General features: G+C 42.9%; 15 protein-coding genes. 3 read left to right on the forward strand and 12 right to left on the reverse strand.

The annotated features are described in order from the left end of the window. Positions 1 to 34: 34 nt before the first annotated feature. Genes DESYODRAFT_RS16435 through DESYODRAFT_RS16445 form a run of 3 tightly spaced genes read right to left on the reverse strand, consistent with a single transcriptional unit; the run spans position 35 to position 3,680 of the window. Positions 35 to 1,612 (reverse strand): tRNA nucleotidyltransferase/poly(A) polymerase-related protein, encoded by a 1,578-nt coding sequence (locus tag DESYODRAFT_RS16435; RefSeq protein ID WP_007784824.1) that lies wholly within the window; start codon positions 1,610 to 1,612, stop codon positions 35 to 37. A 21-nt stretch (positions 1,613 to 1,633) separates the two neighbouring features. Then, complete coding sequence (locus DESYODRAFT_RS16440; protein WP_007784825.1) at positions 1,634 to 2,515, reverse strand: diacylglycerol/lipid kinase family protein; 882 nt, start codon at positions 2,513 to 2,515, stop codon at positions 1,634 to 1,636. A gap of 46 nt (positions 2,516 to 2,561) precedes the next feature. After that, positions 2,562 to 3,680 carry an aminopeptidase gene (locus DESYODRAFT_RS16445; protein ID WP_007784827.1) on the reverse strand — a complete coding sequence of 373 codons (1,119 nt, stop codon included), beginning with the start codon at positions 3,678 to 3,680 and terminating at the stop codon, positions 2,562 to 2,564. A gap of 190 nt (positions 3,681 to 3,870) precedes the next feature. Between DESYODRAFT_RS16445 and DESYODRAFT_RS16450 the strand changes: the two genes are divergently transcribed. Next, a complete protein-coding gene (locus tag DESYODRAFT_RS16450) occupies positions 3,871 to 4,794 on the forward strand; it encodes an RluA family pseudouridine synthase (protein ID WP_007784829.1) in 924 nt (307 codons plus the stop codon). A 137-nt stretch (positions 4,795 to 4,931) separates the two neighbouring features. Here DESYODRAFT_RS16450 and mscL read toward each other — a convergent pair whose 3' ends face one another. From mscL to DESYODRAFT_RS16485, 7 genes are all read right to left on the reverse strand, one after another. Next, complete coding sequence (gene mscL, locus DESYODRAFT_RS16455) at positions 4,932 to 5,357, reverse strand: large-conductance mechanosensitive channel protein MscL (protein WP_007784830.1); 426 nt, start codon at positions 5,355 to 5,357, stop codon at positions 4,932 to 4,934. Between the two features lie 272 nt (positions 5,358 to 5,629). Then, entirely contained in the window at positions 5,630 to 6,379 is a 750-nt protein-coding gene (gene map / locus DESYODRAFT_RS16460) for a type I methionyl aminopeptidase (protein WP_007784832.1), read from the reverse strand. Positions 6,380 to 6,551: 172 nt separating this feature from the next. Further along, positions 6,552 to 9,224, reverse strand: coding sequence for a calcium-translocating P-type ATPase, PMCA-type (locus DESYODRAFT_RS16465; protein ID WP_007784834.1), 2,673 nt, complete (start codon positions 9,222 to 9,224; stop codon positions 6,552 to 6,554). A 331-nt stretch (positions 9,225 to 9,555) separates the two neighbouring features. Next, a complete protein-coding gene (locus DESYODRAFT_RS16470; protein ID WP_007784835.1) occupies positions 9,556 to 10,248 on the reverse strand; it encodes a hypothetical protein in 693 nt (230 codons plus the stop codon). A gap of 4 nt (positions 10,249 to 10,252) precedes the next feature. After that, on the reverse strand, positions 10,253 to 10,669 hold the full coding sequence (locus tag DESYODRAFT_RS16475) for a PaaI family thioesterase (RefSeq protein ID WP_007784836.1): 417 nt from the start codon (positions 10,667 to 10,669) through the stop codon (positions 10,253 to 10,255). Positions 10,670 to 10,928: 259 nt separating this feature from the next. Continuing rightward, positions 10,929 to 11,519 (reverse strand): rubrerythrin, encoded by a 591-nt coding sequence (gene rbr / locus DESYODRAFT_RS16480; protein WP_007784838.1) that lies wholly within the window; start codon positions 11,517 to 11,519, stop codon positions 10,929 to 10,931. A 163-nt stretch (positions 11,520 to 11,682) separates the two neighbouring features. Next, positions 11,683 to 12,378, reverse strand: a complete 696-nt coding sequence (locus DESYODRAFT_RS16485) for a Crp/Fnr family transcriptional regulator (protein ID WP_007784840.1) — start codon at positions 12,376 to 12,378, stop codon at positions 11,683 to 11,685. Positions 12,379 to 12,474: 96 nt separating this feature from the next. Between DESYODRAFT_RS16485 and DESYODRAFT_RS16490 the strand changes: the two genes are divergently transcribed. After that, a complete protein-coding gene (locus DESYODRAFT_RS16490) occupies positions 12,475 to 13,191 on the forward strand; it encodes a 4Fe-4S binding protein (protein WP_007784842.1) in 717 nt (238 codons plus the stop codon). A 105-nt stretch (positions 13,192 to 13,296) separates the two neighbouring features. On the opposite strand, the gene dmpI is transcribed toward DESYODRAFT_RS16490, so the two are convergent. Next, positions 13,297 to 13,491, reverse strand: coding sequence for a 4-oxalocrotonate tautomerase DmpI (dmpI, locus tag DESYODRAFT_RS16495; protein ID WP_007784844.1), 195 nt, complete (start codon positions 13,489 to 13,491; stop codon positions 13,297 to 13,299). A gap of 83 nt (positions 13,492 to 13,574) precedes the next feature. Then, entirely contained in the window at positions 13,575 to 14,057 is a 483-nt protein-coding gene (locus DESYODRAFT_RS16500; RefSeq protein ID WP_007784845.1) for a (4Fe-4S)-binding protein, read from the reverse strand. 467 nt (positions 14,058 to 14,524) lie between these two features. On the opposite strand from DESYODRAFT_RS16500, the gene DESYODRAFT_RS16505 reads away from it, so the two are divergent. After that, a complete protein-coding gene (locus DESYODRAFT_RS16505) occupies positions 14,525 to 15,565 on the forward strand; it encodes an alcohol dehydrogenase (protein WP_007784846.1) in 1,041 nt (346 codons plus the stop codon). The last annotated feature ends 33 nt before the right edge of the window (positions 15,566 to 15,598 follow it).

Here is a 15,598-nt window from a genome sequence, read left to right on the forward strand (position 1 = left end):
CCTCGGCTTATCTTGTCTGAGAATGATGTAATCTTCATTTCTGCCTGGTAGAAAAGAATCTGTATTCTTTTTCAAGAAATTCCTGATCAGTCAAGCAATTCTTCGTGTCTATCATGACCTGCTTGCGGACTTGTTCTTTGAACTGGCCGAATCGCTGGGCTTCAAGTCCTTTTCCGCGGGCAAATTCTGCAAAAAGCCTCCAATCCAAGATGCCGGCCCGCTCAGTTATAAAAGCACACGCATTTCGGATTTCTGCCTGTATCCGATCCAAGCGGATCAAATTTCGTTCAGCATCCTGCTTGCCTCCAAGAAAATCCGCTTTCCATAAGGTGAGCAGGTTCTCGATCCTCTGGGCATTAAAGATCTGCCCATCCCAGCCAACCTCCCAGGCAAAGCGGCGGGCTTTAATTCTAAGCTTAGTATTATCCACGTCTCCTTTTAATTCACTCATAAAGGTCAATGTTCCCAGCATATGATGCCCCACTAAAAAGTGCAGTTCTCCTTCTCCTTTACTCCCTCCGGGAAGGACCATCGACCAGCGGAAGCGGGGCAGGATTCCCGTGACCAAACGTGCACTTTCCTTTTCATGCTGCAAGAAATGCCGTTTTCCGTCTGTGACCCACTCAAAATGGTTCCGGCGTATGTTGCGCCAGGGTTTAATTCGCTTAATCACGATCGTATCAGGGTGGTTGTCCAGTCTTCCCCCATGGACTTCAACCTCTTTATTCCTCCATTTATCCAGGTTTTTCCCAACCAACTTAAATTCATTGACTTTATACCCTTCGTCAGCTAACCTGATTGTTCCCCATGTATAACATTCCCGGCTGGCTGTTTCCCATTTCCCCATATCATGAAATAAGGCCGCTAAACGCACTAAAACCCGAGAGGGAGTATTTTTAACCACATGCCGGGTATGATCCCAGGCATCCTTGGTATGATACCGGTTTTGTACCAGCCCTTTCAGCCTGGCCAGCTCGGGTATATACACCTTAAAATACCCTAATTCATCGAGAAGTCCTAACCCTTTATCCACCTCTGTCAAGACGAGAATCCGCCCTAATTCCTCTGTTACCCGTTCTACGGAGACTCTTTCCAGCAGAGAAAGGTTATCCTGGGCGGCCTGCCAAGTCTCAGGATTGATGGCCAGATTATAACGGACTGCTAATCGAACCAGACGCAGGATTCTGAGGGGATCTTCCTGATAACGATCCTCCGCCTGTCCGCAGGCGATCAATTTCCCTTCGCTTAAGGCTTGAATCCCACTTAAAGGATCAATGATCTCCTTTGTGCGAACATCTTGATAAATGGCATTAATAGTAAAATCCCTGCATAGAGCATCCCTTTCGACTTCTCCGGAAAATACCGAGATATCTACCCTGTCCGTTTCCCGAAACAAGCTGACCGTCGGCTGATGCGCTCCGATCAGGTGAGGATGATACCCCCAATCAGACAGATTCTTCTCAATCTGCTGGAGGGGAAGGCGGGTTACCGCATCCACATCCTTTGAGGGGAGTCCTAATTCCGCATCCCGAACAGCCCCGCCTACAATATAGACTGGGCTTAACTCACTCAGCCTCATCAAGACCTCTTGTTGGAATGGTGTACCGATCATGAAATCCCTCCCCTGATAGTATTAACAAAGCACTGAAATTTTCGGCCCAATTTTTACATGCCATGAGCTTACAGGGCCATATTCTCCATCAAGATCTGACTTTATAGGCCGATCCGTGTGTATCGTCAGTTCCGTGGTCTGGAATTCTTTAATCTTCCCGTTACCTGCTTTTTCACCGCGCAGAACATTTAACAGCAAGCGGATGGTCTCCGGCCAGCCTGCTGCCGGTACAATTAAAACTTCCAGCTTGCCATCCGTCAGTGAAGCTCTGGGAACCAGCTGCCTGAGTCCTCCCACTGAATGACCATTCACCGCCAGAAACAAGACAACCTCTTCATTATAATGTTGTCCGTCTTTTTCATACTCAATGTGAAAAGGCCGGAAGGAAGGAAGAGTTTCGATTCCTTTAAGAATATAGGCTAATTGTCCAAGGGTATTTTTGACACGAGTATCTACTTTTTGGGAAACATCGGTTAAAAGTCCGGCGCTGGCGACATTGACAAAATAGCGCTCATTAACTTGACCCGTGTCCATTCTGAAGATATTTTCTTTGGCAATAACTTTGCAGGCTTCAGGGATACTTTTAGGCAAGCCTAAGGCGTAGGCCAGATCATTAGCAGTTCCTACCGGCAGAATACCCAAGGCAGGACGCTGCTCCTCCGGTATTTTCAGCAGTCCATTAACCGCTTGATGAATACTGCCATCCCCTCCGGCAATCACAAACCGATCAACATCTCTGCTCTGAGAGGCAGCCTGTTCCATATCTTCCGGAGAACAGGCCCGGTGTATACATACTTCATTGCCGCTTTCCTGGAAAATGCGAATAACCGTATCCAGCTGTGCAGTCAGTTTTCGCCGGCCTGCATAGGGATTATAAACTAAACGTAATCGTTGACCCTTCATGAGCTTAGTAATCGACTCCTTATCCTCTTCTTAAGGTGGGTTTTGTCTAAGATTTTAAGTTTTCCGGGTTCAAATCCTCAAGTTCCGGCAAGACAAAACGCCCATCTTTCCGTACCAATCGATCATCAAAGTAGATTTCACCGCCACCATAATCCGGTCTTTGAATGCACACTAAATCCCAATGAATCGCGGATTTGTTTCCATTGCTGCACTCGTCATAACAGGATCCCGGGGTAAAGTGAAAACTTCCGTCAATCTTTTCGTCAAAAAGTGTGTCTTTCATGGGAGTACTAATATACGGATTGACGCCTATGGCAAATTCTCCGACATAACGCGCCCCCTCGTCAGTGTTAAACAAGGACTCAATTCGTTCAGTGTCGTTGGCCATCGCTTTAACAATCTTCCCGTTTTCAAAATCTAAAACAATATTATCGTAAGTGAATCCTTGGTAAAGTGACGGTGTGTTGTAACTGATCCGGCCATTGACGGATTCTTTCAAGGGGGCACTAAATATTTCCCCGTCCGGAATATTAAGATGTCCGTCACACTTTATCGCCGGCATTCCTTTTATCGAGAATTGCAAATCGGTTCCGGGGCCGACAATACGCACCCGATCTGTTTTCTCCATCAGCTCTTTCAGGGGATCCATAGCCTTCGACATTTTCGAGTAATCTAAATTACACACCTTAAAGTAAAAGTCCTCAAACCCTTCGATGCTTGTATTAGCTAACTGGGCCATTGCAGCATTGGGATATCTCAGTATACACCAACGGGTATGCGCTACTCGCTGCTCTGAATGAACGGGTTTTTGGTAGCAGGATGTATAGGTTTTCAGACATTCGTTTGGAACATCTGCCCACTCATTAACATTGTCTCCTCCGCGAATCCCGATATAGGCCTGCATCTCTTTCATGCGGGCGAGATCCCAGCGGGTCATAGCTTCAGCCTGTTCCACCGAGAATTCTTTTAATAGTTCACGTTGTAGGGTATGATTAATGGTAGACAGGAATGGCAATCCGCCTGCCCGGTAAGCAGAACCAATTAAAGCTTGAGCGAGAGGGATATCCGGTCCTATCACTTCTATCAGGATTTTTTCACCTGGCTGAAGGGCGATTGAGTAATTGATTAAGGAATCGGCAAGTTCTTCTATACGCGGATCTTTCACATTAGGGCCTCCTTACAACTCGATTATTAAGAACGTGGTTTGGGCAGGATGAAGGATACGTTCATTATGGAATATTCTTCATGCCGCATAATTTTCCTTTTTAAATTTTAGTCTATCTAAAAGTATGTTCACTGGATTAATTTTTACTCTTATGAATTTAGTGAGCCTCACTGCTTTACTTGGAGGAATTATGAAAACATCATCTAACCTTTGGGAATACCGGCTGCAATCTGAAGACTCCGGTCATAAATATTTGTCTATTCTGCTTCATAAATTTCATTTTTCAGCTAAGTTATTACAGCGCTTGAAACAAGGAGAACGAGTTTGGGTTAATGGACAATTCACCTATCTGACCGCACGTGGGAAAGAAGGGGATTTGTTGTCCATTCAACTCGTTTCCGACGAGGAAGCCAACCTTCAAGGAGAAGATCTGCCCCTTGATATACTCTATGAAGATGACTACCTGTTAGCTGTCAATAAGCCTGTCGGCCAAGTGGTTCATCCCAACCGCCGTTACCCTGAGCACACTTTAGCAAATGCTGTCACCGGTCATTGGGAACGCAAAGGAGAAAATCGCCTATATCGCCCAATCCATAGGATAGACCGGAATACCTCAGGCGTCGTAGTCATCGCCAAAAATCAGTTCGCCCATCAACAGCTTGCCTGGCAGCTCGAACGGGGGCATATTCATAAACGATACCTCGGTTTTGTCGAAGGAGTTGTGCCTGAAGATGAAGGAACGATCGACGATCCCATAGGGTTTGCTCCAAATAGCTTTATCAAACGCCAGATCCACCCCGATGGCATGACAGCCCGGACCCATTTCCGTGTCCTCCGCCGCTATTCCTGCGCCACGTTTCTTGAGTTCATCTTAGAAACCGGACGCACCCATCAAATCCGAGTACATTGTGAAGGATTCGGCCATCCCTTAATCGGGGATGACCTTTATAGCGGTACGAAAACACTTCTTGATCGTCATGCCTTACACTCTTCAATGTATGCCTTTCTGCACCCTTCGAGCGGCCTCCCCATGGTGATTCGCGCTCCCTTTCCGGAAGATCTTCGCCTGCTAGTCATAAAATTACGGGACTTTGTTGCAACTACTCAGGAATAGTTTGTGCCCCTTCACATTTTATCCTTCCATATTTAAGTAATTTATTAATTATATACTATTATTATGAAATACCCTAATATCAAGAGCCTCCCTCTTAAATCAAAACGTTTAAGGGAGGCTCTATGTTTTTTCTAAATTTATGGCTGCTTTTTTAGAAGGTCTCTGATCTCCGTGAGAAGCTGAACTTCTGCACTTGGAGTTTCCGGTTTAACGGCTTCTTCTTGCTTCTTTTTCCTGTTCAGCGAATTCATTAATTTAACCAGTAAGAAAATCGAACCCGCAATAACTAAAAAGTCAAACGTCGTCTGAATGAAATTACCAATATTTAAGGTAACAGCCGCTTGAACAATCTCTCCCGCACCATCGACTACGGGATCATTAAGCTCCAGCTTTATATCTGTGAATTTTATTCCGCCTGCAATAAGGCCAATCGGAGGCATAATAATATCCGCGACAAGAGAGGATACAATTTTCCCGAAAGCGCCTCCGATGATGATCCCTACCGCCAGATCCACCACGTTGCCTCTAGTGGCAAATTCCTTGAATTCCTTAATAAAGCTCATATCACAACTCCTTTAAAACTATAGTATCTCATCCTATAATTCAGTTTACTCATTTCAAGATACATAAGTTTCTCATCACTTTACAAAATATTCAAAGCACCAGCTTATTATTGACTTTTTTTCAGAAATTCGGGAAACATAACTTTAATCTTAATATAGGAGGGTACAAATATATGGATATTTTTTCAAGGATGTTATGGAAATTGACTAAAGCTAGAAATTGGTTGATGTTAAGGTACATAATCCTGCGCAAACGTTGGAAAGTGTAATCCTTAGTCCTGCTCGGTTAATACTAGAGGACTATTTTTAGTAATTGCGATGGTATGTTCATATTGAGCGGAAAGACTGCCGTCTGTCGTTCTGGCCGTCCATTGATTAGAGTCAATTTTGAGATGATATGTACCGATATTGATCATGGGTTCAATCGTAAATACCATCCCTTCCCGCAGTCTTTCCCCCCTGTGAGGCTTTCCAAAATGCGGGACCTGCAAATCCTCATGCATCATTTGCCCGATTCCATGACCCATAAAATCCCGGACCACTGAGAACCCGTGCGCTTCAGCATGACTTTGTATAGCATGGGATATATCCCCGATTCTATTGCCAACGACTGATTTTTCGATACCCAGATAGAGGCATTCCTTGGTAACCTTAAGCAAGGTTTCGGCTTGTTTAGATATTTGGCCCACAGGATAAGTCCAGGCTGAATCCGCAAGCCAGCCCTTAAGATTGACCACCATATCAATACCGACAATATCTCCGTCTTTCAGAGGGTCTTTCGTTGGAAACCCATGACATATTTCATCATTGACGGACGCACAAGTAGCAAATCGATATCCCTTATACCCTTTTTGCTCGGGAGTCGCTCCATGGGAGCGGATAAAATCCTCTGCGAATTTATCGATTTCCAAAGATGTTATCCCTGGACGAATCAACGAACGGAGTTCTCGATGGCAGGCAGTAAGAATCTTTCCAGCCTCTGCCATAAATTCAATTTCCTTTTCAGTTTTGATGATAACCAATTTAAGATTTCCTCCTCAAGATTTAGTTACTAAACTGCTTAGCATTCTTATTATAATACTTTTTTGGCAAATGTGCTTGTACTAGGGGCAATTCATGAATTGCCCCTAGTACAAGGTTTACATAAAACGTCCACAATCCCTTTTAGATGAGATTGTGGACGTTTGTGTCATTCTAAGCAGTCTTAGCCCCTGGGAAGGCTCTCATTATTAGTTTCAAGACTTCACTGAAAATCACAATACTAAAGGTGAAGCCAATGATCTTGAACCATAATCCCAATTCGAGAGGAACCGTTTTGAACACGTTTCCGCCAAATTGAGTAACCATAACCTGAACCAGGAAGGTCAAGAACACAACCCCGACCATGGTTTTGTTTTTGAGGAGATTCGGGAAAATGCTCCGCACCCCAAACTCCCGGCTGTTAAATGCATTCCAAAGCTGGAACAACACAAAGGAAGTGAATACAATGGTGGATTGTTGTGCTGCTGTACCGCCAAGCATTTGTGTGTCCATCAGCAATAATAAGCCTGCTACAATAAATAACCCGTTAGCAACAATTTTGAATAGCATATCCTTGGTGACAATCGATGCATTTCTCCTGATTGGCTGCTTTTCAAGCAGATGTTCCCGCGGCGGTTCTAAACCTAAGGTTAAGGCCGGAGGTCCATCCATAATAATGTTCACCCATAATAACTGTAAGGTGGTAAAGGGCATCGCATATCCCATGACTTCTGCCAAGATGACAGTTACAAAGGCAACAACATTGACCGTAAGCTGAAATTGAATAAACCGCTGGAAGTTTTCGTAGATGCCCCGTCCCCATTTAATAGCCTTAACGATGGTGGAGAAAGAGTCATCTAATAAGACGATATCCGAAGCTTCTTTAGATACTTCCGTTCCTGCAATCCCCATCGCAACACCGACATCTGCCGATTTTAAAGCAGGAGCATCATTAATGCCATCACCGGTCACAACCACTGAAGCATTAATTTCCTGCAAGAGCTTGACAACTCTCATCTTAGCCGTGGGATTTGAGCGTGCGATGACCACAATATTCGGAAGCTTACTCTTCAACTCCTGATCACTCATGGCGTCAATGTCTGTAACCTCTAATACCAGGGAGTCATTCTTGACAATTCCTAATTGACCGGCAATGGCCCGCGCTGTATTAATGTTATCCCCTGTCAGGATTTTGACCGTGATGCCTGCTCTTCGGCAATGGTCAATGGCTTCCTTGACATCCGAACGCAATGGATCTTCAATTCCGACAAAGCCGGTAAATACAAGGTTTTTTTCAACATTATAGATATCTTCCCATTGAGGTTCTTCCGTAAAATCATTAAAGGCGAACCCTAAAACCCTTCTTGCCTTATCCTGAAGCTGCTTTATTTTAGCCTCAATTTCATTAATGTGCTCTTGAGTCATCGGAACAATCGTTCCATTGTAGAGAATCCGGTCACAAATACTTAAAACCTTTTCGGGCGAACCCTTTGTATAGAGTCTGAAGCCCTTTTCTGTTTGATACGCTGTGGACATCATTTTTCTGGCCGACGTAAAATTGTATTCACTGACAGGCTCACTATACTCTTTGCGATAGTGGAGATAGTTGATATTATTTTTATCGGCGCAGACAAGCAGCGAACACTCTGTGGGATTTCCCAGGAATTCATATTTTCCATCTTTTTTAGAAATATCCGCTGTCGAGTTGAGGCAGAAATTCTGAAGCATCTCTTCATTACGCAGCTGATCGACTGAAACATCGTTGCCATCGGCCCATACCTCAACAACGGTCATCTTGTTTTCTGTCAGAGTCCCTGTCTTATCCGAACAGATGACATTAACCGAGCCAATTGTTTCGCAGGCAATAAGCTTTCGAACAAGCGCATTATTCTTAGCCATTTTTTGCATATTAAAGGCCAGGGTAATAGCAACCATGGTGGGCAATCCTTCAGGCACGGCAGCGACAATCAGAGCTACTGAAGTTACGAATGCATCCTTGATCCCTGGAAGAGCAGCCCCCAGATTATCCAACACCAGGATCCCCTGGCTGTACATCTTGAAGACTTCGAAAAGGAAAATTCCGGCGGCCACGATCGATCCGATAATGGATATTCGTTTACCCAGGTCCGCTAATTTTTGTTGAAGCGGGGTTTGTGAGGTTATTTCTCCTTTTAATTCATCAGCGATTTTACCCATCTCAGTCTTATCACCGATAGATGTTACAATGGCGATGGCCCTGCCTTCAATCACCATCGTACCGGAGTATAACATGTTTTTGCGTTCTGCCAGAGGACAATTATCCCTTTCGATTTTCAATGAATTCTTAGAAGCTGCTTCAGCTTCACCGGTCAACATCGATTCGTCGATTCCAAGATTTGAAGAATGTATGATCCTAGCATCCGCGGGAACTTTATCCCCTGTTTCTAAATGGATAATGTCTCCAACCGTAAGTTCACTTTGTGCTTGCAACACAATTTTTCCGTCTCTGACTACTTTGACATGCACATCTTCACTTAGCTTAGAGAGGGCTTCAAAGGCTTTATCTGATTTACCTTCTTGAATAATTGAAATTGAGGTAGCAATTAAAACGGCAACAAAGATCCCTAAACCGTCCGCAATATGACCCATCGCTAGTGATATTAACCCGGAAATCAAAAGAATGAGTATAAGGGGCTCTTTTAAGCTTTCGTATATTTTTACCAATATACTCTCTTTTTCTTTCGGAGTAAAAATGTTTTTCCCATAACGTTGGATTCTCGACTCAGCTTCAGCTGCTGACAGGCCTTTCTCTTCGTTACTCTGCAACTCGGAGATGACTTCTTCAGCTTCTTTTCGGAAAAACTCCACAGTATAATCCTCCTTCTATTTACCCATTGCTAATTAATAGAGCTGATCGTTCCTTATAGTATTTACGAAATAATCACTCCTTACTTCCATTTTAATCAAGTGTTTGAAGAAACAAAAAAGACTTTTAACACAGCATAATAGCCATGTTAAAAGTCTTGTTACCTCAAACGGTTTACAAAGTCAGGTAAGTTACCTTACCGGGTATGTTGCCTTTGTAATTCAACTACTCCCTCTTAACAATTTAAGTGTACCTTAAATTATTCAGCTTGTCAAATCCAACTCAGTAATTTAAGTGATCTTTTCTGCTCTTCCCAGGCTGCGTAATCTCGGATCATGCCAACTTGTTAATACTTTCAGCCAAAGCACCCAACAAACGATGAAACCCCTGGGGGTTTTGAGCGGGTACCCTATAGTGTTTATTAATCTCTATCTGAATAGCCGGAATTCCCAGCTCTCGTGCCACATAATTGGCAACCGTGTTTGGCCCGGAAGCTGCAAAATAATCATGGGAGACTCCGGAGAATCCGAAGTCCTGAAAGCTTCGCTGCAAGGATTCCAGAATTATGGGTTTGCCTAAAAGATTTTTTCCTCTATTCGAGCCAAAATCCACATCGAATTCTCTTTCACGTGCGGCACCGTGGATGTCAAGTACGAGCTTCACTTTCCTACCGGTACACAATTCGGCAATTTTTTCTTTAAAGATACACGGGTCATCAAAATTAGGATCTCCTCCATAAAGTTTAGACGCTGCAATTGCATGGCAGTTCGTCAGCCGGGCTAATAAGTAGACAATAGAGCCGGTGAATTGATCCGACATTTTAATCTTTTTTTGCCTGTAATGCCTGACGGCATGTGGGGCAGACAGCAAAACAGGCAGCTTTCCGGCAGAAATCCAGAAAGGCTCCTCCTGCTTAGGATTAACCCGTTTATCTGTTTTATAAAAATAAACTCGTTCTATGTTTACAGCTTCTTCATTCAGGCGTGCCCGGCCAAACTCGTTTAGAACCTCTGTCTGTCTATTCATTATCTTACCCCCGGTTCTCACCGCCAAAATTCTCTTTAGTCTTTTTATAGCCCGTTATACTCAGATGGGCAATATGCTCTCTATGTTCGTTAAAAACATCAACATTATAATTGGCAATTTTATGTGAAGCCGAAGCCTCTTTTGCCTCCGCGATTAATGTTGTTCCAGTTGAAGCTTTATAATACGAAATGTTGGCATTTATAGCTACGGTTATTTGTCCGCAAGCATTAGAGGCTGCAGCAAAGGCAAAATCAGCAAGAGTGAAGATCGCTCCCCCTTGAATAATATCCACTCCATTTAAGTGCTTCTCGGAAATATCCAGCTCCGCAACAGCGTACCCGGGCTCAAGTTTGACTAATTTTATACCGACAAATGCCGCAAAACGATCATTTTCCATCCGTTTTCTCACATTATCATCCATAGCTATCAGAACCTACTTTCTAGCGTTGGTTTAAGACGTTCTTTTCGGTAAACCCGTTTGACCGGTCTAAACTGATTGTTGATCTGAATAACTGCTTTAAGTATAGAATTTTTTCCCGGTAGTAGCAACGTGTTGTTTTAAGATAAAGGATATTTCAAAACCCCCTAAAGATCAGGCTTAAAAGCCTGCTTCAGGGGGTTTAAGGTTACTTCGAGAGTATTAAGGATTAGCTTTTCAGTAAAATGAAAGCTTTAAAGAATTAATAAGTCTCTTCGAAAACTTCAAAATAGGCTTGTGGATGGATACAGGCAGGACATTCATCAGGTGCACCGGTTCCTTCATGAACATAACCACAATTGCCGCACTTCCAAAGCTTTGTCTCTTCTTTTTTGAATACAGTACCATTTTTAATATTTTCTGCAAGCTTATTATATCTTGTTTCATGTCTCTTTTCAGCGGAAGCAATCATTTTAAAAGTATTGGCTATTTCCGGAAAGCCTTCTTCTTCAGCAACTTTTGCAAATGCGGGGTATAATTCAGCCCACTCTTCATTTTCTCCGCCTGCTGCGGCAAGCAAATTATCTAAAGTCGTCCCCTGAGCCACCGGGAAGTCAGCCGTGATTTCGATTCCAGCCGGAAGTTCCCCTTGAAATCCCGCCAGTAAAAACTTGTAGAATCTCTTGGCATGCTCTTTTTCATTATCAGCGGTTTCAATGAAAATATTTTTAATTTGCTTATAACCTTCCTTATCTGCCACTGATGCATAATAAGTATAACGGTTGCGGGCTTGGGATTCACCGGCAAAGGCTTTCATTAGGTTTTCCGCAGTCTTAGTTCCCTTTAAATTCATCCTCAAAACTCCTATCTCTAATTAATCCACATTTTCACTGTAACCACTACACCCAAACATCTTGAATCAAACAAGTAAAATAAGGTTTTGTATTGATTACAAAGATATTATATTTCTAAATTAACCTTGCCGTCAATAGCTAATTAGAATTTATGTCTCTATACTATAACTCACTCATAGATTTTAATTCTTCTAGATTTAAAAGTTCAAAAGATGTTAAATGAAACTTTATAAGTCCTTCATCTCGCAGTTTACCCATTTCTCTGGACATGGAGGGCCGGGAAATATTGAGAAAGTCAGCCAGTTCATTGCGGTTTAATGGTAATATTATGTTTTTGTTTCCTGTTGTTTTATATTGATCCAGTAAATACGTACAGATCTTCCCCCTGATACTTTTGAGTGTCAGATATTCGACCTTCTTGTTTAACATGATTGCCCTCTCAGAAATTATATGCAAGAAATTCAGGATTAAAATCCTATGCCACGAGCACATTCTCTCACAATCACCGACTATTTTTCCCCTCGGCAGGAAGAGAACTTCACATACTTCCTGGGCCTGAACTGTAGCGGGCCATGTCATGAAGCTTGAAAAAGCAACAATTTCGCCGAAAATATCCCCTGATTTTAAAAGAGACATGACGATTCTGTTTCCTGCAGCATTTTCTTTACTGACGGTTGCTGTGCCCTGAAGAAGTATGCCAACGCTTTCATAGGTATCCCCGCCGGTGACAATATAATCATTTCTTTTAAAGCAGCACACTTTGGGCTTCAGACAATTTAACATAACCTCAAGGGAGTCTCTGGGGATTCCATGAAATAAGCCCACACCTGATACTTTTTCTAAATATTTACCAAACATCTTCTTACCGCCTATACTTTGTATCCCAGGATACCGACTTAGTTCTTTGATTGTAATATAATGAACCTGTAAAAACAAGATTAAGGGGGAATTACGATGTTAAGAAAGATTGTCAAAATAGATGAAGAAAAGTGTAATGGCTGTGGTCTTTGTGTCAATGCCTGTCATGAAGGTGCCTTACAGCTAATTGATGGCAAAGCCCGCCTTGTTTCCGAAAGTTATTGTGACGGCCTTGGAGACTGTCTGCCGGAATGTCCGACCGGAGCTATCGTCCTTGAAGAGAGAGAAACTGTTGAATATGATGAGGAAGCTGTAAAGAAACATATGGAGAAACGGAAGCAGCAACCCGAAGAAGTTCTCCCCTGCGGCTGCCCTGGTAGCCAAGCTAAGCTGCAGGCTAAAAGAAAACCTCAGGCAACATCCGTTCTCTCAGAACAAAACGCCCAATCTCAACTTGGTCAGTGGCCTTGCCAGTTAAAACTGGTACCAATAACCGCGCCTTATCTTGATAACGCACACCTGCTGATAGCAGCTGACTGCACCGCTTTCGCTTACCCCAATATTCACCAAACCTTCATGCGCAATAAGATCACCTTAATTGGCTGTCCTAAACTAGATGCTATAGATTATTCAGAGAAACTGACCGCTATATTGAAACAGCATGAAATAAAAAGCGTGACGGTTCTAAGGATGGAGGTTCCCTGCTGCGGGGGTATGGTTCAAGCCGTTAAAAACGCCTTAATCAACAGTCAAAAAATGATACCCTGGAATGTTGTAACAATTTCCACCGACGGACAAATTCTTGAAGATTGATCCCTCCGGGTAGCAATGCAAAACCCACTGCAATGACACATGCAGTGGGTTTTGCATTGTTCTAAACGTTTTCGTTTCTATGTTGTCCGGCTCTGAAAGTTATGTCTATTTTTTAGCCATTTTTTCTGTCAAAAGCTGAGTGCCGCTTCCGATATTATCCGGGTCATTTTCCCGAATAATTGTCACAAAAGCTTCCACTGGAATATTCAGGGTTTCGCTGGCTTTAGAAGCCAGCTCTTTAACCAGCGTCGCTTTCTGTTCTTTAGACATCTTACCTGCATCAATCGTAATTACGGGCATACATCCTGCTCCTTTCTCTTAAATTAAAGACCGTTGTCTTCATACTCCTTAGGACTGCCATTCAGTTATCATTCTATCATAGATTACTCACAGGATTTCAAATCATCGCCATCATCAGGCTTCCATCCTTGTTTGCTATGAGCTCCATCACAAAATGGACGGTTTCCTGTAAGTCCGCAACGGCACAATGCCAGTCTGCTGCCTTCTTTCATAGGCTTGCCATCCAAACCAATTACAACGGCAGGACCCTCAGTTAACAATGGTCCGTTAGGGATTACTCGTATCTTTACTATAGGCGGGTTTGATTTTTCGAAATTCATGTTACCTACCCCATTAGCGATTTGTTTATCAACTTTGGAACTCTCGGGAAGGGAGTATCTTAAGGCACCTGATGGACATTGGTCGATCGCATCTATTATTTTCTCCGGTTCAGCCGCATTTACATTAACCCAAGGACGTTGTTTTAAACTAAACACTTCTGGCAAAAGCCTTAAGCATGTTCCTGGATGAGCACATAGTTCAGGAAACCAGTGAACGATGAGATGATCATTCTTATATTCTTTCAAGGAATTACCAAATCCTTTCATTTTATTTTATATAGTTTATCATAAAAGCATTTTGTATTCGACAATAGTTTGCAATTCTCCCCAATCCCGCTAAATCATCAACCATCCAATCCATCTGTACTTTACAAGCCTAAACATGTAGCGCAACATATGTAGCGCTACAACCTGTTGCAAATTTTGTAGCATTTATAAAATCAGTCAATCTTAAATTTTGGACATATCCCCGTAATTCCTGCCTTCCCGGCTAAATTTGATCGCTGGCATTATTTTTGCAATATACAGAATATTATATAAATTTATATTATCTATAAGAAGGGAGTGACTGGTTATCGGGCATTAGGTAATATTGCTGGATTTCCCTATCCAAACAACTCTTTGAGATTAAACCCTAGTGGTTTCAAGTTTAAATCAAGAGGCAAGGACTCTTGAATCTAGATTAGTCAATGAAAAAACAGGAGGGGTTTTCAATGAAAGCATTTGTCTATCATGGTCCCAAAAATATGAGCCTTGACCAAGTACCAAATCCAGTAATCCTAAAACCTACGGACGCCATAGTAAAAGTAACCACTTCAACCATTTGCGGAACAGACAAACACATTCGAAATGGCGGATTGCCCGAGGTAGAACCCGGAAGAATCATCGGACATGAATTCTGCGGCGTAGTCGTTGAAACCGGACCAGGGGTTAATAAGTTCAAGGTAGGGGATAAGGTCGCTGTATCCTGCGTTACTCAATGTATGGAATGTTTCTATTGTAAAAGAGGCCTATATTCCAGATGTGAAAATGGCAGTTGGATCTTCGGCTATATGATCGATGGCTGCCAGGCAGATTACGTCAGAGTTCCTTATGCTGATTCAGGAATGTATCTTATTCCTGACGGTTTAACAGACGAAGATGTCTTGTTCGTTGGGGACATTCTTTCGACCGGTTATTTCGGAGCGGAAAATGGCAATATTCAGCCGGGAGATACTGTAGCGGTATTTGGTTCCGGTCCTGTCGGCATGTGTTCCATGGCAGCCGCACGACTATGGGGACCGTCGAGAATTGTTGCTGTAGACATAGATCAATCCAGGCTGGATTTTGCCATTAAGCAAGGCTGGGCAGACTATGGATTAAATCCCCAAAATGTTGATGTTACCCAGGCCTTAAAGGATTTCACCAATGGCCGCGGGGCAGACGTAACCATTGAAGCTAATGGGTTTGAGCCAACCTTTAAAGGTGCTATTGAAGGGGTCAGGCCAGGCGGGACAGTTTCCTTAATCGGAGTCTTTGAAAAACCCCAGATCTTAGAAATGCAAAAGCTCTGGATTCAAAACATTACTATTAAGATGGGACTCGTTAAGGCCGATCATATCCCTGAGCTGATTGATCTTATTAAAGAGGGCAAGCTTAATATGAAACCGCTGATAACTCACACCATACCCTTATCACAGGTTGCGGAAGGATATGATATCTTTGAAGAGCGCCGTGACAACGCTATTAAAGTCGTCCTAAAAGGAGATGCTTAAATAATTACCATCTAAGTTGATTTCTTCTTCATT

The organism is Desulfosporosinus youngiae DSM 17734 (assembly GCF_000244895.1).
Taxonomy (GTDB): Bacteria; Bacillota; Desulfitobacteriia; order Desulfitobacteriales; family Desulfitobacteriaceae; genus Desulfosporosinus; species Desulfosporosinus youngiae.